The organism is Actinomycetota bacterium (assembly GCA_030017835.1).
GTDB lineage: Bacteria > Actinomycetota > Aquicultoria > UBA3085 > Oleimmundimicrobiaceae > Yes70-04.
Window position 1 is genome coordinate 13,269 of sequence record JASEGU010000008.1, and the last position, 17,241, is coordinate 30,509.

The 17,241-nt window shown below is 53.2% G+C and carries 19 protein-coding genes; 10 read left to right on the forward strand and 9 right to left on the reverse strand.

The features are described 5' to 3' along the window. Positions 1-12: 12 nt before the first annotated feature. The 9 genes from QMD53_03350 to QMD53_03390 all read right to left on the reverse strand — a co-directional run bounded on the left by QMD53_03350 (position 13) and on the right by QMD53_03390 (position 8,148). Positions 13-375: a response regulator gene (locus tag QMD53_03350; protein ID MDI6799692.1), complete on the reverse strand. Its 363-nt coding sequence runs from the start codon at positions 373-375 to the stop codon at positions 13-15. A gap of 18 nt (positions 376-393) precedes the next feature. Further along, the gene (locus QMD53_03355) at positions 394-897 is read right to left on the reverse strand and encodes a chemotaxis protein CheD (GenBank protein MDI6799693.1); all 504 of its coding nucleotides are present in this window, start codon (positions 895-897) and stop codon (positions 394-396) included. Beyond that, positions 894-1,502, reverse strand: a complete 609-nt coding sequence (locus QMD53_03360) for a chemotaxis protein CheC (protein MDI6799694.1) — start codon at positions 1,500-1,502, stop codon at positions 894-896. The genes QMD53_03355 and QMD53_03360 overlap by 4 nt, the downstream gene beginning before the upstream one ends. A 17-nt stretch (positions 1,503-1,519) precedes the next feature. Continuing rightward, positions 1,520-3,655 carry a chemotaxis protein CheA gene (locus QMD53_03365; GenBank protein ID MDI6799695.1) on the reverse strand — a complete coding sequence of 712 codons (2,136 nt, stop codon included), beginning with the start codon at positions 3,653-3,655 and terminating at the stop codon, positions 1,520-1,522. A 139-nt stretch (positions 3,656-3,794) separates the two neighbouring features. Beyond that, positions 3,795-4,325: an HD domain-containing protein gene (locus QMD53_03370; protein ID MDI6799696.1), complete on the reverse strand. Its 531-nt coding sequence runs from the start codon at positions 4,323-4,325 to the stop codon at positions 3,795-3,797. Positions 4,326-4,374: 49 nt separating this feature from the next. After that, positions 4,375-4,935, reverse strand: a complete 561-nt coding sequence (locus QMD53_03375) for a hypothetical protein (GenBank protein ID MDI6799697.1) — start codon at positions 4,933-4,935, stop codon at positions 4,375-4,377. A gap of 99 nt (positions 4,936-5,034) precedes the next feature. After that, positions 5,035-5,301 (reverse strand): response regulator, encoded by a 267-nt coding sequence (locus QMD53_03380; protein MDI6799698.1) that lies wholly within the window; start codon positions 5,299-5,301, stop codon positions 5,035-5,037. Positions 5,302-5,500: 199 nt separating this feature from the next. Next, positions 5,501-5,989: a chemotaxis protein CheW gene (locus QMD53_03385; protein MDI6799699.1), complete on the reverse strand. Its 489-nt coding sequence runs from the start codon at positions 5,987-5,989 to the stop codon at positions 5,501-5,503. A 92-nt stretch (positions 5,990-6,081) separates the two neighbouring features. Continuing rightward, the gene (locus QMD53_03390) at positions 6,082-8,148 is read right to left on the reverse strand and encodes a methyl-accepting chemotaxis protein (GenBank protein ID MDI6799700.1); all 2,067 of its coding nucleotides are present in this window, start codon (positions 8,146-8,148) and stop codon (positions 6,082-6,084) included. 598 nt (positions 8,149-8,746) lie between these two features. On the opposite strand from QMD53_03390, the gene QMD53_03395 reads away from it, so the two are divergent. From QMD53_03395 to QMD53_03440, 10 genes are read left to right on the forward strand one after another with little or no spacing between them, the layout of a single operon-like run. Next, positions 8,747-9,271 carry a flagellar biosynthetic protein FliO gene (locus QMD53_03395; GenBank protein ID MDI6799701.1) on the forward strand — a complete coding sequence of 175 codons (525 nt, stop codon included), beginning with the start codon at positions 8,747-8,749 and terminating at the stop codon, positions 9,269-9,271. After that, positions 9,268-10,050, forward strand: a complete 783-nt coding sequence (gene fliP, locus QMD53_03400) for a flagellar type III secretion system pore protein FliP (protein ID MDI6799702.1) — start codon at positions 9,268-9,270, stop codon at positions 10,048-10,050. Before QMD53_03395 ends, fliP begins: the two co-directional genes overlap by 4 nt. A 34-nt stretch (positions 10,051-10,084) precedes the next feature. Then, positions 10,085-10,354 (forward strand): flagellar biosynthesis protein FliQ, encoded by a 270-nt coding sequence (gene fliQ / locus QMD53_03405; protein MDI6799703.1) that lies wholly within the window; start codon positions 10,085-10,087, stop codon positions 10,352-10,354. Between the two features lie 31 nt (positions 10,355-10,385). After that, positions 10,386-11,150 (forward strand): flagellar biosynthetic protein FliR, encoded by a 765-nt coding sequence (gene fliR / locus QMD53_03410; protein ID MDI6799704.1) that lies wholly within the window; start codon positions 10,386-10,388, stop codon positions 11,148-11,150. A gap of 7 nt (positions 11,151-11,157) precedes the next feature. Continuing rightward, positions 11,158-12,219 carry a flagellar biosynthesis protein FlhB gene (gene flhB, locus QMD53_03415; GenBank protein ID MDI6799705.1) on the forward strand — a complete coding sequence of 354 codons (1,062 nt, stop codon included), beginning with the start codon at positions 11,158-11,160 and terminating at the stop codon, positions 12,217-12,219. Between the two features lie 22 nt (positions 12,220-12,241). Further along, entirely contained in the window at positions 12,242-14,305 is a 2,064-nt protein-coding gene (gene flhA / locus QMD53_03420; GenBank protein MDI6799706.1) for a flagellar biosynthesis protein FlhA, read from the forward strand. Continuing rightward, a complete protein-coding gene (flhF, locus tag QMD53_03425; GenBank protein MDI6799707.1) occupies positions 14,305-15,432 on the forward strand; it encodes a flagellar biosynthesis protein FlhF in 1,128 nt (375 codons plus the stop codon). The genes flhA and flhF overlap by 1 nt, the downstream gene beginning before the upstream one ends. Beyond that, the gene (locus QMD53_03430; protein MDI6799708.1) at positions 15,425-16,345 is read left to right on the forward strand and encodes a MinD/ParA family protein; all 921 of its coding nucleotides are present in this window, start codon (positions 15,425-15,427) and stop codon (positions 16,343-16,345) included. Before flhF ends, QMD53_03430 begins: the two co-directional genes overlap by 8 nt. Continuing rightward, entirely contained in the window at positions 16,332-16,976 is a 645-nt protein-coding gene (locus QMD53_03435; protein ID MDI6799709.1) for a PilZ domain-containing protein, read from the forward strand. The genes QMD53_03430 and QMD53_03435 overlap by 14 nt, the downstream gene beginning before the upstream one ends. Beyond that, positions 16,976-17,239: a hypothetical protein gene (locus QMD53_03440; GenBank protein MDI6799710.1), complete on the forward strand. Its 264-nt coding sequence runs from the start codon at positions 16,976-16,978 to the stop codon at positions 17,237-17,239. The genes QMD53_03435 and QMD53_03440 overlap by 1 nt, the downstream gene beginning before the upstream one ends. Positions 17,240-17,241: the final 2 nt, after the last annotated feature.

Here is a 17,241-nt window from a genome sequence, read left to right on the forward strand (position 1 = left end):
CTTGAGGAAGTATTATCCTATCTGTTTCTTAACAGCGTCCAAAACCCGCTCCGGCTGGAAGGGTTTGAGGACGTAATCCTTGGCTCCCGCCTTCACAGCTTGGATGACCATATTTTGTTGTCCCATGGCGCTGCAGACGATCACCAGCGCATCCGGATTTGCCTTCTTGATTTCAGTTATGGCTTGGATGCCGTCCATTACCGGCATGGTTATATCGACTATCGTCAGATCAGGCGCGTGCTGTTGATACATGTCCACAGCTACCTTGCCGTTTTTGGCCTCTCCAACAACCGTATAACCGTTCTCAGCAAGCAGTTTGGAAAGCTTCATTCTCATAAAAGCCGCATCGTCCGCAATCAGCACGGTCTTACCCATATGAAGTCACCCTCCTTCCTATATTTCCGTGGCCTCTTTACCGACAGCCCTGACTGTAACTACTCCCGTGTCGGGGTAGAGCGTAACCGTCCGCCCATAATTTCCTCCGACATCCTCGGCCACGATCTTTAGTCCCAGATCGCCCAAGACCTTCTTTACGCTCTCAATATTTCTGTCCCCAATGTCGAACTTGCCGTCCAAAGACTGGAGTTTGAGCATTCTGGCACCGCCGGCTATCTTGACCTCGAGGCGGTGTTTAAGGGCTCCGTTGCCCAATACCTCTTCCAACAGCTTGGATATGCCGGTATCAGCGAACTTGGCCGGCACGCTGGCATTCCCGCCGTTATCTTGGGGAAGCATGATGTGTGCCATCCCCCCGACCTTGGCCGTCTTATCATAAAGACAGACCCCGATGCAGGAGCCGAGGCCATGGGCGACCAGATAGATCTCGCCCTGGTTGGTTGCGGCCATCTCTCCGATGCCTGTGCTTATCATCGTCGTATACTTGGCTGTTTCGATCACTGTTTTACCTCTAAGGTATCTATAATCTTCTTTAGGACCTCGGGTGAGGCAAAAAGAAACATGTTGCTTTCGATGTTGTGCTCCTCGGCCTTGAAGATCGCCCTGACGAAGAGAACCTCGTCAGGCTCCTCGCCGATGGAGAGAACCATCGATGAGAGGATAGCCCCGGCCATATCGGTCAACACGTCGGGCACGGATGGAACAATGTTGAGCCAGGTGTGTTCGCCTAGAATCCTCAAGAAGTAGGTGACCACCACGTTGCCGACTTCGCCCAGGGCCGAGCGGCCCATATCGTCCATCTCGCTCGTTGTCCCAATCTCCTCACCCATCAGGGCATCGATGAGCTTGTATGAGCTTTCGGTCGAAAGGACGATGGCGATCAAGCCAAAGACATCCCCTTCGAAAGCAAGATAGATACAATTTACCGGTTTATCGGCTCCACCCATCCTATTGATCAAGTTATTCAGGCTGACCAGATCGACCTCGGGCACCTCCAAAGTCACCTGATTGCTCGTCATCTCGGATAGGGCCGACGCCGCCTCCTCCGTGCTCAGCTTTATGATGAAGCTCAATATATCTTTTCTTTCGGAACTTAAAACGGTCATCTCTACTCCTTAGGAGATCAGCCAGCCGTAGCTTGCTTAACTTTTTTATCGGTCCGAGATATCAAGTTGATTACATCGACGATGAGGGCGACCATGCCGTCGCCAAGGATGGTCGCGCCGCTTATCCCGTCCATTTCGCCAAGGAAGTTGCCGAGCGATTTTATGACTATCTCCTGCTTGCTCACCAGGCTATCGACTATGAGACCGACGTTGATGTCGCCGAAGCCGACCACGACCACCTGGAGTTCCTCTTCCTCTTCGCAATCTTCCCCTTCGAATAATTGCCTCAGCTTTACCAGGGGTAAGACCCGGCCCCTAAGGAGGGCTTTCTCCTCGCCGGCTGCGAATCTGACCTCGCTCTTATCCATCCTAAAGACCTCTTTGACGCTGTTTAGTGGGATGGCGTAGGTTCTAGAGCCCAAGAGGACGAGAAGGGCATCGACTATGGCCAGAGTCAGGGGGATCTTTATCAAGAACTTGGTCCACTTGCCGAGCTTGGATTCTATATCGAGCCGTCCGTTTATCTTCTTGATATTATTCATGACCACATCCATGCCGACGCCGCGGCCAGAGATGTCGGTCACTGTCTTGGCGGTGCTTAAGCCCGAAAGAAAGATCAGCTTGTAGGCCTCCTTGTCGTCCATCCGGTCGGCCTCGGTCCTGTCGATGATGCCCTTCTCCACCGCTTTGTTCTTGAGTTTATCGGCGTCAATCCCTCGGCCATCGTCCTTTATCTCGATGACGATGTGACTCTCTTCGTGCCGGGCGGCCAGAAATACCCTTCCCTCGGCCGGTTTGCCCGCCTTCTCTCTCTCTTTGAGCTCCTCTATGCCGTGATCGACGGCGTTCCTCAAGATGTGGATCAAGGGATCTCCGATCTCCTCGATGACAGTGCGATCGAGTTCGGTATCCTTGCCGCTCATGTCGAAATTGACCTGTTTGCCGGCCTTGCGGGCCAAGTCTCTGACCAGACGCGGAAGCTTGTTGAAGATCTGATCTATGGGCAGCATGCGCGCCTTCATTATCTCCTCTTGAAGATCGTTGGTTATCTGACCGACCAGGGCGGTCGTGGCATTAAGATCGCTGCTCAGCTCGCCTAGCTCATAATTCTCCTGAAGCTCATAACCTATACGAAGGAGACGGGTCTTATTTATGACAAGTTCGCCAACCAGATTCATCAGATTATCCAAGCGCTCGATATCGACCCTGACCGTCTTGGTCGGGGCGGTCTTGGGAACGGCCGCCTCCTCCGGTGGGCCAGCCGAGCTTGCGGAGTCAACTTCTAGCGCAGCGCCGGTCTTGGGTGCCTGCTCTCCAGCGCTAATGGCGTCATCCTTGCTGCCCTCTGCCTCTTCCTCGGCCGTCTCCTTGGCCGCAACCTCAATCTTGATGACTTCCGAGATGAGCTTGAGCGCACTCTCTATCCTGTCGTGATCCCCTTCTGTCCCGAAGATGGCGTTAAATTCGAATATCTCCTTACCCTCTTCTAGCTCGGCGTCGGTCGGAGAAGACTTGATTATCTCACCAAGCGACCTTAGCTCCTCGACAACCTGAAAAAGACGCACGGCTGGCATGGGACAATCGCCTGAGAGGACGACCTTGACCATGAATATCTTCTCGCCCTTGATTTCGGCCTGGGCAATGGCGCCCTCATCCTCTTCGGTCGCAATGATGGAGGTCTTTGGCTTCTCCTCTTCGGCCTTGGCCTTTTTGGGCTCATCCTTCTTGGGATTACCTTTGGCTTTGGTGGGGTCGGCTCCTCCGCCCATGAAGGCTTCTATCTTGACTACCAAGGAATCGACATCAACCCCGGACTCTTTCTTGGTCACAAGCTCGTTGTTTATTAGCTTGATGGCGTCGAGAGCCTCCAAGAGGAGATCGATCAGATCGACAGCAACAGCCATCTCGCCCTTCCTCAACTTATCGAAGAGGCTCTCCATCGTGTGGGTCAGCTTGGCCATCCGACTGTGACCGAGCATGCCGGAAGAGCCCTTTAAGGTATGGGCGGCCCGAAATATCTCTTGAAGGAGCTCAACTTCGGAGCCCTCCTTCTCCAGGCGGACTATGTCCTCATCAAGGGTCTGAATCAGTTCATCAGACTCCTGCAAGAATAGCTCTATCTCTTCTTGGCTTCCGTCAAATTCAAGGGTCACGTCTACCTTCCTTTAAGGTCTTTTGTCAATTTGAGGTCAAAAGACATCTCAAATTATTATCGGTTTCACCCATGCTTTTCTTAATCGGCCTCGGCCCAAAAAATCTTTTTCTTGGCGGCAAAACAGGTTCTGCCGCCATCTAAATTGTCATTTTCCCCGTCTCATGAGCTGAGATAAGGACGGCGACCACCTTGGGGTCCAAGAGGGTGGCCGACTTGCTCTTGATCTTCTCCACCGCCATGATAGTGGTCAGCTTCTTCTGGATCAGTTGATGGGCCGCCCTGTCGAATTCGTTTGCCACCGCGATGATCCTGGAGTGGATGGGGATATCCTCGCCCCTCTTGCCATCAGGATAACCAGTTCCATCGAAGGATTCGTGATGGTGGAGTATGCTCGCGCTTATGTGAGCTAAGCTCTTTATCGATTCAATCAATTCTACGCCGCGCACGGGATGCTCCATGAATTCAAACATCTTATCGACGGGAAGCTGGTCGATGGGAACGCCGAGTATCTCCTTATCCAAGGAGATCTTTCCGATGTCATGCAGGATGGAGGCGACCTGAAGGTCCTCCATCTCTGCTGTCGGAAGACCCATCTCCTCGGCTATCAGCTTGGCATACATAGCCACCCTGATCGAATGGCCGGCCACGCTCGAGATGCGCTTCTCCATCACACCGACCAGGACCTTGATGATGCCAAAGAGCATGTCGTGCATCTCTTTATGCGTAATCGAGTTGACCATACCGATGGCCGCTTGATTGCTTATCGCCTCGACCAATTTGAGCTCCTTGGAATCGAACTCGGCCTCGCTGGCCTTTCGATAGACGCTGACGACTCCCATCATCTTCTCCTCCCGCCCGGATGGGAGCAGAGAGGAGCTTGACGGTCCCCTCGCCGTAAAAGATGTGGTCGGGTGAATCTGGTGAATTGATATCATTGAGAATGACCGCCCCGCTCTTCGCTTTCATATTCTGAGCAAGACCCATGGTAACCTTGTGATAGTTCTGGATATCCCGTTGCAACGACTCCCCGCTTGAGGTAGCCTTTATCTCTAGATTGCCCGTCTCCTCGTCGTTTATCAGCACAATGACAAGCCCCGACTTTAGCTGGGCCGATATCTCCTTGGCCATCATCTTGGCTATCTCGCCACTATCCAAAGAGGAGGAGAATTCCCGGCTCAAACGAAAGAGCAGGGTAAGCTCCTCGTAGACACCGCTCAGTTCCTCCGCCATGGAGTTGATTTCAACTTCACTTGGGGCAAGTCTCTCGCTTGCACTCATGGTCACCACTTCCTAGGGGCCGTTCTTACGGGCTTGGATCAAAAGCATGTTCGACCGGATCGCGCGGTTATTAAGATCGGGCGGCCAGATTTAATCGAACTAGATCATGCCTTCGAATAGAATGCTCGATACCCTTTCGACTATAAGCTTGGGACTGAAGGGCTTGGTCTCATAGAAGTCGGCTCCAGCCGATATGCCCGCCTTCTCATCTTGGCCCTGGCCCCTTGCCGTCAGCATCACGATCGGTGTATCTTTTGATCTCGGATCATTTTTAATGATCTTACAAGCGTCCAGACCACTCATTACGGGCATCGAGATATCTAGGAGTATGAGGTCGGGCGGCTCCTTAGAGAGGACCGCATCCACCGCTTCCTGACCATTTTCGGCCTCAATGACCGTAAAGCCGGCTCTCTCCAGGTTTAACCTTACTTAGTGTCCTTCGTATATGAAATTCATCGTCGGCAACGAGTATAGTATTTCCCATCTTTGGTACACCTTCCCAGCATGATTAGATCTTGAGCCCAGCCTCCGGCATCGAAAAAGGAAGGTTTTAAGGACCGGCTCATTACTTTCTATCCGGTTCTTCCTTATATTCGCTCAAGTACTCCCGCTCGTTGTTGTTTAAGATCTTCTCCATGTTCAACAGGATGATTAAGCGTTCGTCCACCTTACCTATCCCCCTCAAATAGTCCGAACCGAGTCCTTCTACCACATGTGAGGGCGGCTCAATCGCTGTAAGGGGAACCCTGATGACCTCGGCCACCGCATCAACTATCATACCGGCCGTGTCGCTTCCGACCTCGGCCACGACGATCCTGGTCGATTTGGTGTCCTCGCTCGCCTCGAAGCCGAATCTCTCGCGAAGGTCTATGACCGGTATCACCTTGCCCCGAAGGTTGATCACGCCCTTTACGAACTCCGGGGCTTTGGGAACCTCGGTTATCGGCTGCATCCTGATTATCTCTTGGACTTTCGATATATCTATCCCGCAAACCTCGTTCGCTATCTTGAAGACGACAATCTGTTCCTCTTCGACCTGCTTTATATCTTCCAAGTTTAAGCCCTCCTCCCTCTCGTGCGGCTTAAATCCGGGCGGGGCGGATGCTCTTTTTCGATTTCAAGGCGCGCCCCGCCGCTAACTGGATATTAGACGGTAAACTGCTTCATCAGCTCATTTAAGTCTTCGGCGATCAGGGCCAAATCCTTGGCCGCACCGACTACCTGCTGAACCGAGGCGGCCTGCTCCTCAGAGGAGGCCGAGACCTGTTCGGCCGAGGCCGCGGTCTGCTGTGAGACGGCCGCGATATTATTGACCGCACCGACCACCTCTCCAGTCGAAGCAGCCACCTGTTCGGTCGAGGCCGAGTTCTCCTGGGTGACCGAGGCGATGGTATCTATCGCTTTTACCACCTGTTCGGTCGAGGCGGCTACCTCTTCGGCCGCGGCAGTGTTCTCTTCGGAGATCGAGGCGATGGTATCTATCGCCTTTACCACCTGTTCGGTCGAGACGGCCATGCGGTCAGAGGCCTTAGAGACCTCGTCTATCTGATCAACCACCGCTTCTATCGCCCTCATCATCTCCTTGATAGCGCCGCCGGCCCTCTCGGCCAGGCTTGAGCCCTTCTCAACCTCAGCCGTGCCCTTCTCCATCGACTCGACGGCCTCTTCCACGCCGACCTGGATCCCCTTGATGAGGTTGGCTATCTCCTTGGTGGCCGCGGCCGACCTTTCGGCCAGCTTCCTGACCTCATCGGCCACGACGGCAAAGCCCTTGCCGTGCTCGCCGGCTCTGGCCGCCTCGATGGCCGCGTTTAGGGCGAGCAGATTGGTCTGCTCGGCTATATCGTTGATGACGTTGATTATCTCGCCTATCTGTTTAGACTGATCGCCCAGGGTCTGGATTTTGGTCGCCGCCTCCAGGACTACATCCTTGATGCGGTCCATCCCGCTGATCGTCTCATCGGTCGCGGTGCCGCCTTTTTGAGCCACCTCTTTGGTCTGAGCGACCACGCCGGCCACCTCTTTGGCCCGCTTGGTCACGCTGTCTATTACGTCAGATAGTTCGGTCATGTGACTCGTCGTCTCATTCACATTTTTGGACTGTTCTTGGGCGCCTTGGGCCACCTGATCGATGGCGGTCGAGATCTGGTTGACCAGATCGGCCGCTTGACCGACGCTCTGGGACTGCTCGGTCGCCCCCTTGGCCACCTGATCGATGGCGGATGATATCTCACCCATCAGCTCCGATGCCCTAGATGAACTATCCGACTGCTCGCTCGCCCCCTTGGCCACCTGGCCGATGGCTTGGGCCACCTGATCAGTCGCGGTCGAGATCTCGCCCGATACGTCGGAGAGTCCGTGGGAGGAGTCGTTGATCTTGTTGGCATCATCCTTGACGCGGCTGATTACCTCCCTCAGATTCTTGGCCATATCGTGGAGGGCGTTGGCGAGCACGCCTATCCTGTCCTTGGAATGACTGATTATCTCCACAGTGAAGTCGCCGCCCGCTATCTTCTCGGCCCCATCGACCAGCTCCTGGATGGGGTTGACGATGGATGCCGTGATGGCCATCCCGAAGAAGGCTCCAAGAGCCAAGCTTAAAATGAGCAGGATTATCATGGTTACATTGGCCCGGCTCTGAGCGGTCTGGGCATCCGTTATGCTCTCATTGATGAACTCTTCGGCCAGCTTGTAGGTCTTTTCGATATCCTTTATCATGGCGGCCGAATTGTCGTCGATAGCCTTTATCTTGTGGGCTGAGACGACCAGATCGGTATGGGTGGAGATAACATCCTCAGCCTCGGTCTTCATCTTGGCCTTCTCGGCCATCGTCCCCTTGATGAGCTCCAACTCCTCTTTGCCCTCCTCGCCCACGGCTTTAAACATCTCCTCCATGTGGGCCAGAGCCGTATCCAATTCCTTGTCCTTCTCTTCGAATATGTCAAGATAGCTTAAGTCATGCTCGATGACGAGCATGCGGATGGGGGCAAGGTATCCTGAGATCATGGTCAAGGAGTCTCCGACCACCTCGAGCTCATCTGCCCTAATGGCGATCGTCTCGGTTTTTGTCCCCATGACCTCCAAGAAATATATGGAAGTGCACCCACAGATGACTATCAGGGCCACCATGAACATGAAAGCCGTTTTCAGGCGGGTGCTTATCTTCCAATGATTCATTGCAAAGAGAAACTTTTCGATCTTAAACTTCTTCAATTTTTTATCCCTCCCTGGATTTTCTGCTTCGTGCAGACTATCGTCGTTATGATTCTTCTCTTTCCTCTTTAAGAGTTTGATAGGCCAACACCTCTTTCCCGCGGTCTTCCCTTTAAAAGCCGCATATTATGGATATTTAGCCCCTTTTTGCCACAAGCCTTCTTTGGCCAGAGCAGCATTCATTATTTTCGACAAGATTGTCAAAAAGTTTAACCAGGCACAGAAAAAATCGGCCGGGCAAGGAACGAGCCATTTACCCCTCAAGGCCGAGCCGAGCCCGGCCGAAAAACACAATATGTTGTATTTTGACTCAAATTTCTTGACATATTTTGTGTCTGGAGTATGATGAATTTAAATGATTCTCCTCAAGGGAGGGGTCGGCATAACCCGCTTTTTTAGACGGGAAATATTTTTATTCTTTCTTATTTCACTCCTTATTTTTGGAGCTTTAACCTCCTCACCCCTAAGCCCGCCCCAAAATGATGCAAGAAACCGCTTCACTCTTATCGGGCATGCCTACGCCGCGGGCGAAAATCCTGCGGGGGGCGAAGGGCCGCCCTCCGCTCAAGAAGAGACTGCCCAAGATGAAGGGGGCTTCTTGCTAAGAGAGTACGAAGATCCGGCAGGGGCCGCTAAAGAGCCCTCCCTGTTTGCCGAGATCATCTCCCTCATCCTTACCGCCTTAAGATATCTCTTGAGCCTAGCCTTCGTCCTGGCCCTCGGCTATCTAATGGTAAAAGGCCTCAAGATCTTCCTTGGCCGGGGCGCTCCCTTTGCGAGCGAAGGAAACGATCTCATAAAGATAGCCGAGATAAAGTACTTAGCTCCCAATAAATCCCTAATGCTGGTTGAGGCGGGAGGAAAGACGGTCCTGCTTGGAGTCGGAGCAAGCGATATAGCCCTCCTCTTTGAGATAGATGATGAGAATGAAGTGGCCAAGATAAGATCGAAAAAGGCGGCCAGTCCGGCGGCCTCCTTCCAGGGCCAGCTCTTCGGTTTCGCAAAGAAGATGGGTGGGGGGGATAAGGGCTCCTTTGAGATCAGAAAAAGCGTGAAGGAGGCTGCCGCCTCCATCTCCAAGAGGGTCGATGAGTTCACCAGAGATGGCGGGGATAAGAGATGAGGGTCGCCGCTTTTAGGACTTTTTGGATCATATCACTCGGAGTGGCTCTCGCGCTCTCTGCCCTGACATTTGGGCCAAGGCCGGCCTTGGCCCAACCAGAGATCCCCATCCCAAGCATAAATCTTGGAGTCGGGGAGGCTGAGACGCCGCAGGACGTAGCCGTCAGCCTCCAGATCCTCTTTCTCATAACCATCCTCTCGCTCGCTCCGGCCATCCTCATCATGACGACCTCGTTCATGCGGATCGCCATCGTCCTCTCCTTTGTCCGCAACGCGCTCGGCACCCAGCAGGTTCCACCCTCTCAGGTCATCGTGGGACTCGCCCTCTTTTTAACCCTCTTCATCATGGCTCCGGTCTTCAACCAGATAAATACCGAGGCCCTCGGACCCTACTTAAACGGAGAGGTAGATCAAGCTCAGGCCATCGAGACGGCGACGGGACCGCTTAGAACATTCATGTTCAAACAGACCAGGGAGAAGGATCTCGCCCTCTTTGTGAGCCTGGCCAAGATGGAGCGGCCCAAAGCCCCAAGCGACATCCCAACTCACGTGCTCATCCCCGCCTTCATAATCAGCGAACTTAAGACCGCCTTCATCATGGGTTTTCTTATATACATCCCGTTTCTGGTCATTGACATGATAATAGCGAGCATACTGATGTCCATGGGCATGATGATGCTGCCGCCCATCATGATATCCCTCCCCTTGAAGTTGCTTCTTTTTGTCATGGTGGACGGCTGGCATCTCATCACCCGCTCGCTGGTAATGGGTTTTCGCTAATGAAAAAGGGAGCGCAAGTAAAGGGGGGGTTTGATTGACTGAAGGCATGGTTATGGAGATGGGCCGAAGGACGCTGATATTGGTCCTTCAGATAACATTGCCCATCTTGACCTTTACCTTGATAGCTGGACTTGCCATAAGCATCTTTCAGGCCGTAACCCAGGTTCACGAGTTCACCTTGACCTTCATACCCAAGGTCTTTGCGGCCATTTCGGCCCTGGTCATCTTCGGCCCCTGGATGCTGGGGCTTCTCCTCAGCTTCACCTCAAGGATCCTGATAGATCTGCCAAACTTCATCAAGTAGCGCTCGGGCCTTACGCCCAAGGAGAGGGCCGATGAATTATCTCTCGCCAACCAAAATGGAATTTATCTCCTTCATACTGATATTTGCCAGGGTGAGCGGCCTCTTCTTTGCCGCCCCCATCTTCTCGGCCCGCAACGTCCCCCAGAGGGTCAAACTGGGCCTGGCCTTCTTCTTGGCCATCATAATCATGCCATTCATCGAGATCCCTCCCATTGATGAGCGCCTAGTCTATCTGACCATCTCTATTGGCAAAGAGCTTATGGTCGGCCTGATAATCGGCTACATTCCAAACCTCATCTTCAGCGGCATTCTGATTGCCGCCAAGACCATCGACTTCATGATGGGTTTTGGTATCGCCAACGTCATCGACCCCATCACCAACATCCAAGTCTCGGTCATCGGCCAGTTCCAGTACATCTTGGCCCTCATCTTCTTTCTGGTCATAAATGGTCACCACCTTCTATTTACCGCCCTCTCCCAGAGCTTTACCATTCTGCCGCTCGGAGCCTTTACCGTCTCGGGAGCCCTGGTAGAGAACATAACCCGCTTCTTCTCAGACATCTTCGTCATCTCCGTAAAGATAGGCGCCCCGGCCATCGGAGCCCTCTTCATGGCCAACCTGGTCCTTGGCATCATCGCTCGAACGATGCCTCAAATGAACGTCTTCATAGTCGGCATCCCTCTAAATATCGGGGTGGGCTTCGCCATTCTGGTGATAACCATGCCCTTCTTCTTCTACTATTTGAGCAGCGTGATACGCGGTATTCCCCTAGAGATACTTGGCGCTTTGAGGTAGGTGAATTATGGCCGATCCCAGTAAAACAGAGAGGGCGACTCCGAGACGCCGCCAGGAAACCAGGCAGAAGGGCCAGGTCTCAAAGAGCAATGAGATAAATTCGGCCGTCATCATTCTGGCCGTCTTCTTCGCCTTAAGGCTTTCTGGCCAATCGATCATCTACGAGATAGAGGCCCTCTTCACTTCGATCTATTCCAATCTTGGCAGCACTTCGCTCACACCGGAGAGCCTCTCGGCCATCTTCGCTTCGGTCCTCATGGTCATGGTCAGGATCCTTGCTCCGATATTCCTGGTCGTCGTGGTGGTTAGCTTCATCGCGAGCATCGGTCAAGTCGGCTTCCTCCTCTCTTTGGAATCGCTCAAACCCAGCTTGAACAAGATCAATCCCATATCGGGAGCCAAGAACCTCTTCTCGCCAAGATCCCTCATGGAGTTGGTAAAATCGATGATAAAACTCTTGATATTCGGCTACATCGGCTACTCGGTGACCATGAAGAACCTGCCGATGATCATACAGCTCATCGATATGGATCTCGGTCAGATCCTGGTAACAATGGCCGAAGTAGCCTACGAGATCGGCGTCAAGATCGGTGTCGCCCTATTCGTCCTGGCCGCCTTCGACTATGCCTATCAGCGCTACGAGCATGAAAAGAGCATGAAGATGAGCAAGCAGGAGATCAAAGATGAGATCAAACAGGCCGAAGGCGATCCCAAGATCAAGGGGAAGATAAAGAGAAAACAGCTCCAGATGGCCATCTCCCGGATGATCCAGGAGGTCCCCAAGGCAGACGTCATCATCACCAATCCCATCCACCTGGCCGTGGCCCTACGCTATGAGCCCGATTCGATGGCCGCTCCAAGGGTGGTGGCCAAGGGAGCCCGCCTTATGGCCGAGAGAATAAAAGAGATAGCATCCATCCACAATATCCCTATAATAGAGGATAGGCTTCTCGCCCAATCCCTCTATAAGACGTGCGAGCCGGGCGAAGAGATTCCGGCCTCGCTCTTTAAGGCGGTGGCTGAAATCTTGGCCTACGTCTACCAGATAAGTCGCAAGAAGGCTATGTAATTTGGGGAGCATTCCATATAAGATGGCAAACGGAACCGAAGCGGCCTCTGGGCTGAGAAAGGCCAGATATAACGATCTGACTGTCGCCATGATCCTTGCGATCATAGTGATGATGCTCATCATCCCGATCCCCGCCCCCCTCTTGGATCTCCTCTTAAGCTTAAATCTCACCTTAAGCATCGTCGTCCTCCTTTTGACCATGTATATCGATAAGGCCCTGGAACTTTCGATCTTTCCAAGCCTTCTCCTCATCACAACGGTCTTTAGGCTGGCCCTCTACATCGGGGCGACCCGCCTAATCCTCTCGCAGGGCTCGGCCGGCGTCGTCATTCAGGCTTTTGGCTCGGCCATCATCGGCGGAAATTACGTCGTCGGCATCATCATCTTCATCATCCTTGTCATCATCCAGTTTCTGGTCGTCACCCAGGGAACGACGAGAATAAGCGAGGTCGCAGCGAGATTTACCTTGGACGCAATGCCCGGCAAGCAGATGTCGATAGACGCCGACTTGAACGCCGGCATAATAACCGAAGAAGAGGCCAAGATGAGACGGCGCGAGGTCGAAGACGAGGCCGACTTCTTTGGAGCCATGGATGGTGCAAGTAAGTTCGTCAAGGGAGACGCCATCGCCGGCATAATAATTATGATAGTCAACCTGCTCGGCGGCTTCATAATCGGAGCCGTCCAGCTAGGCATGGACATAGTGACCTCGCTTCAGACCTTCGGAACGCTGGCCATTGGAGCCGGCCTGGTTATCCAGGTCTCCTCCCTCCTCTTTTCCACGGCGGCCGGCACCATCGTGACCCGGGCGGCTTCGGAGAAACCGTTCGGTGATGAGCTGACGACCCAGCTTCTGGCCCGTCCCAAAGCTCTGGCCATAGCGGCAATCCTTCTCATCCTCTTCGCTCTGGTCCCGGGCCTGCCCAAGCTCCCCTTCTTTCTGGTCGCAGCGGGAATCGGAGGCGCCTACTACCTCCTCAGTCAGCCGACCGAAGAGGCGGCCTTGGCCGAGCCCGAGATGAGAGAGGCTGAAGAGGATAGAATGCGAACGCCGGAAGGCATACTGGAGAACCTTCAGTACGATCCGATAGAGCTGGATATCGGCTACGGATTGATACCTCTCGTCGATCCCGACCAGGGCGGCGAGCTTTTGGATAGGATCACCTTGATGCGCAAGCAGATAGCTATGGACCTTGGCTACATCGTCTCGCCGATCAGGATACGCGACAACATCCAACTCGGCTCGCATGATTACGTGATCAAGATACGAGGCGTGGAGATGACCCGATACTCAATCATGCTCGACCATTACATGGCCATCGAGAGCGGCGGCGTAGAGGAGAAGGTGGAGGGCATACCGACCAAAGAGCCAGCCTTTTCTCTGGATGCACTCTGGATAACCGAAACCCAAAAGGAAGGGGCCGAACTCTTAGGTTACACCGTGGTCGATCCGGCTTCGGTCGTCATAACCCACCTCTCAGAATTGGTCAAGAAGAACTCCTACCAGCTTCTGGGCCGTCAAGAGGTCCAGGCCTTAATCGATAACACCAAACGGAATTTCCCGATCATCGTCGAAGAGCTGATTCCAGGCCAAATGACGGTGGGTGAAGTCCAGAAGGTGCTTCAGAACCTCTTGAGAGAGAAGGTCGCCATCCGCGATATGGTAACCATTCTAGAGACGCTCGGCGATCACGCGAGCCACATCAGAGATATCGACTATCTGACCGACCGGGTAAGGCAAGCCTTGGCCAGAAATATCTGCAATCAATATAAGGAGAACGACCGCATCTACGTCCTAACCCTCTCGCCCGAATTGGATAGCGAGATAGCCGAGGCCATCCAACAGACGGAGCAGGGCTCTCAAGTCGCCCTGGAACCGAGCCGGGTCAACAAGATAATATCGGATATCTCGGTCAAGCTTGAGATACTGCTCAAAGAAGGACACAGCCCCATCCTGCTCTGCTCGGGCAAGATCAGATCTCCCTTCAAACGCTTAACCGCCCGTTTCGTGCCCGACCTCATCGTCCTATCCTTCTTAGAGATCGTCCCCAATATCGAGCTCAAGATCGTCGGGATGGTGAGCTGATGAGGGTAAAGAGATACGAGGGGGCAACGATAGAGGAAGCCCTAGCCAAGGTCAAGGCCGACTTGGGCCGCGAGGCCATCATCCTTCATACCAAGCGGAGCCCCAAGAAGGGTCCCTTCAAATTCCTTTCAAAGGAGAGGGTTGAGATCACGGCCGCCCTCGACTTGAACCTGATGGGCGACCCGCCGATGAAGCGAGAAGGGTCGGACCCCAGGGCAAGCGATCTTGCACCCCGCCTCGAAGAGAAGCTCGGCATGCTAAGAGACGAGATGGACGAGATAAAGACGATGATCCGCTCCATATCACCAATTGAGAATGATCCCTTCATGGCGGAGGCATCGGAGGCGATGATGGAGGCGCTAAAGAGTTTAACCCAGCAAGGAGTCGATGAGGAACTGGCCAAAAATATCATCGTCTCGGCCAAGCAGAACCTGGGTGAAGGCGCTTCTGGCCCCACCCAGCTCAAAGAGGCCCTCTTCTCTGAGATATCGGCAAGGGTCAGGGTTGAAGGAACCCTGGAGGAGCTGGGCGAAGGACGAAAGGTCATCGCCCTGGTCGGGCCGACCGGAAGCGGAAAAACGACCACCATAGCCAAGTTGGCCGCTCGAAGCAGCATATTCTCAGGCAAAAATGTCGCCTTGATTACGGCCGATACCTACCGCATAGCCGCAGTCGAACAGCTCAAAATCTATGCCGAGATCATCGGAGCACCGGTCGAAATAGTCTTCTGTCAGGATGATATGAGAACTACCTTGAGAAAACATGAGGATAAGGATCTCATCCTGATCGATACGGCCGGGCGAAGCCCCCACAATCAGGATCAGATCCTGGAGCTCGCTGACCTCATCTCCGCCTGCCAACCGGATCAGATCATCTTGGTCTTGAGCTTAACCACCAAACCGGCCGATCTCATCGATGCCGTCGAAAGGTTTTCCAAGGCCAATGTCTCCAACCTCCTCTTCACCAAGCTGGATGAGACCCGGAGCCCGGGAAGCATGCTCGGCCTCCTCAAGGAGACCGGGCTTCCTCTATCTTACATAACGGATGGCCAAAATGTTCCAGATGATATCGAGGCGGCAAGCCCCGCCCTGGTGGCTAAGATAATTTTAAGGATCGGAAATGATTGAAAAGAAGGATCAGGCAAAAAAACTTAGAGAGCTCGCAAAGGAGAAGGGGGTTCCAAAAACCAAGACCAAAAAGACAGCCTTTCCGGTCAGATCAAAGAGCCGGGTCATCGCCATAACCAGTGGTAAGGGCGGGGTCGGCAAGACCAATATAGCCATCAACCTTGCAATCGCCCTATCTGGGCGAGGCAAGAAAGTCCTTCTCTTAGATGCCGATCTGGGTCTTGCCAATATAGACGTCTTGCTAGATCTGACTCCAAAATATAATCTAAAGCACCTAGTGGCTTCGGAGAAGAGACTTGCCGATATCATACTCGAAGGACCGGGCGGGATAAGAATAATACCTGGAGCTTCGGGTATAATGGAACTGACAGAACTTTCCGATGAAGAGAGAGCTAAACTAATTTTAAAATTCGTCGATATAGAGGATGAGTCGGATATCACCTTGATCGATACCGGAGCAGGCATATCCAAAAATGTCCTCGATTTCATAATGGCGGCCGGTGAGGCGGTGGTGGTGACCACCCCGGAGCCGACGGCCATAACGGACGCTTACGGGCTGATCAAGGTGGTCAGCGAGAGAGATTTTGATGTCGATGTCGGGCTCATCGTCAATATGGTGAGCGGAGAGGCCGAGGGCAAAGAGGTCTTCGACAGGATATCCCTGGTGGCCAAGCAGTTCTTGAATAAAAGAGTAGATAGTCTGGGCTATATATTTAAGGATGTGGCTGTGACCAAGGCTGTCAGAATGCAGAGGCCCTGGCTTATCGAATCGCCGACAAGCCACGCCTCAAGGTCACTTCTTAGGGTGGCCGATCTCTTTGCTCGGTCCGATTCTGCCCATCCGAAGGGGGAAGGGCTGATGAATTTCTTTATGCGGCTTTTTATTGGTGGTGAAGCTGATGAACTTGGATAAAGTATTTCAGAGGGGCCTTGAGGTTGATATCTACTCCAAAGCTCTAGACCAATCCTGGAAGAGCGAGGTCTTCGGGGTGGATGAAGGTCTGATATTGGCCCAATTGCCTAGCGACGGCGCCGATATAGAAAGGCTCCGCCCCAATGTGCGCTTGAAGCTCTCTGCCCTGGCCGAGACGGGACGCTATAATCTCGAGACCGAAGTCTTCGAGCTCAGAGGCGACATTTCGCTATTGGCTTTGAAACCTTTGAAGGAGGCTTCGGTGATCCAGAGACGCGAGTTTTACCGGCTTAGAAATCCGAACATCGGGCTGAAATACAGGCTCGTCGAAACGAGCCAGGATCTATACTCTTCCCGGCTCTACTTCGCCAGAGCCCTGGATATAAGCGGCGGCGGAGCCGCGATAGAGATCCCAAACGACCCAGATATCAAGGTGAAAAAGAGGATAAGGCTGCAGATACACCTTCCCAGCCTTGAAGAGAGCATAAATATCGTCGGGGAGATCTTGGGTGCTACCCTGGGCGACGACGGTTTCCTTACGGTCAGGGTCTATTTCAATACGATAAAGGAGAGTGACCGGGACAAGGTAATCGGGTTCCTCCTTAAAGAGCAGGCCATAAGGAGGGATTGATGACCTCCTATCTCACCGATCAAAACAACATCGCAGCAATCAGGTTATTTTTGGGCATCATCCTCGGCCTGGTATCCGGCCTGTTCGCCTTCATCTCGGGAGGCGATATAATAAACATCTTCTACAAAAGAGCCCTTCTCGCCTTCATCCTAGTCTCCATCCTGGTAAGAGCGGTCTCTTACGTGATAAGAAAGATCTTCTCCGAAGCGGCCATCGCCGATTGCGTCACAAGGAGACAAAGGGCAAATCCGGCATCCACGTAATA

Excerpts from the sequence above, each read along its gene's own strand:
- QMD53_03350 (MDI6799692.1), bottom strand. The coding sequence starts at position 375 with ATGGGTAAGACCGTGCTGATTGCGGACGATGCGGCTTTTATGAGAATG.
- QMD53_03360 (MDI6799694.1), bottom strand. The coding sequence starts at position 1,502 with ATGACCGTTTTAAGTTCCGAAAGAAAAGATATATTGAGCTTCATCATA.
- QMD53_03370 (MDI6799696.1), bottom strand. The coding sequence starts at position 4,325 with ATGGAGAAGCGCATCTCGAGCGTGGCCGGCCATTCGATCAGGGTGGCT.
- QMD53_03375 (MDI6799697.1), bottom strand. The coding sequence starts at position 4,935 with ATGAGTGCAAGCGAGAGACTTGCCCCAAGTGAAGTTGAAATCAACTCC.
- fliP (MDI6799702.1), top strand. The coding sequence starts at position 9,268 with ATGAGGGTCGCCGCTTTTAGGACTTTTTGGATCATATCACTCGGAGTG.
- fliR (MDI6799704.1), top strand. The coding sequence starts at position 10,386 with ATGAATTATCTCTCGCCAACCAAAATGGAATTTATCTCCTTCATACTG.
- flhB (MDI6799705.1), top strand. The coding sequence starts at position 11,158 with ATGGCCGATCCCAGTAAAACAGAGAGGGCGACTCCGAGACGCCGCCAG.
- flhA (MDI6799706.1), top strand. The coding sequence starts at position 12,242 with ATGGCAAACGGAACCGAAGCGGCCTCTGGGCTGAGAAAGGCCAGATAT.
- flhF (MDI6799707.1), top strand. The coding sequence starts at position 14,305 with ATGAGGGTAAAGAGATACGAGGGGGCAACGATAGAGGAAGCCCTAGCC.
- QMD53_03430 (MDI6799708.1), top strand. The coding sequence starts at position 15,425 with ATGATTGAAAAGAAGGATCAGGCAAAAAAACTTAGAGAGCTCGCAAAG.
- QMD53_03435 (MDI6799709.1), top strand. The coding sequence starts at position 16,332 with ATGAACTTGGATAAAGTATTTCAGAGGGGCCTTGAGGTTGATATCTAC.
- QMD53_03440 (MDI6799710.1), top strand. The coding sequence starts at position 16,976 with ATGACCTCCTATCTCACCGATCAAAACAACATCGCAGCAATCAGGTTA.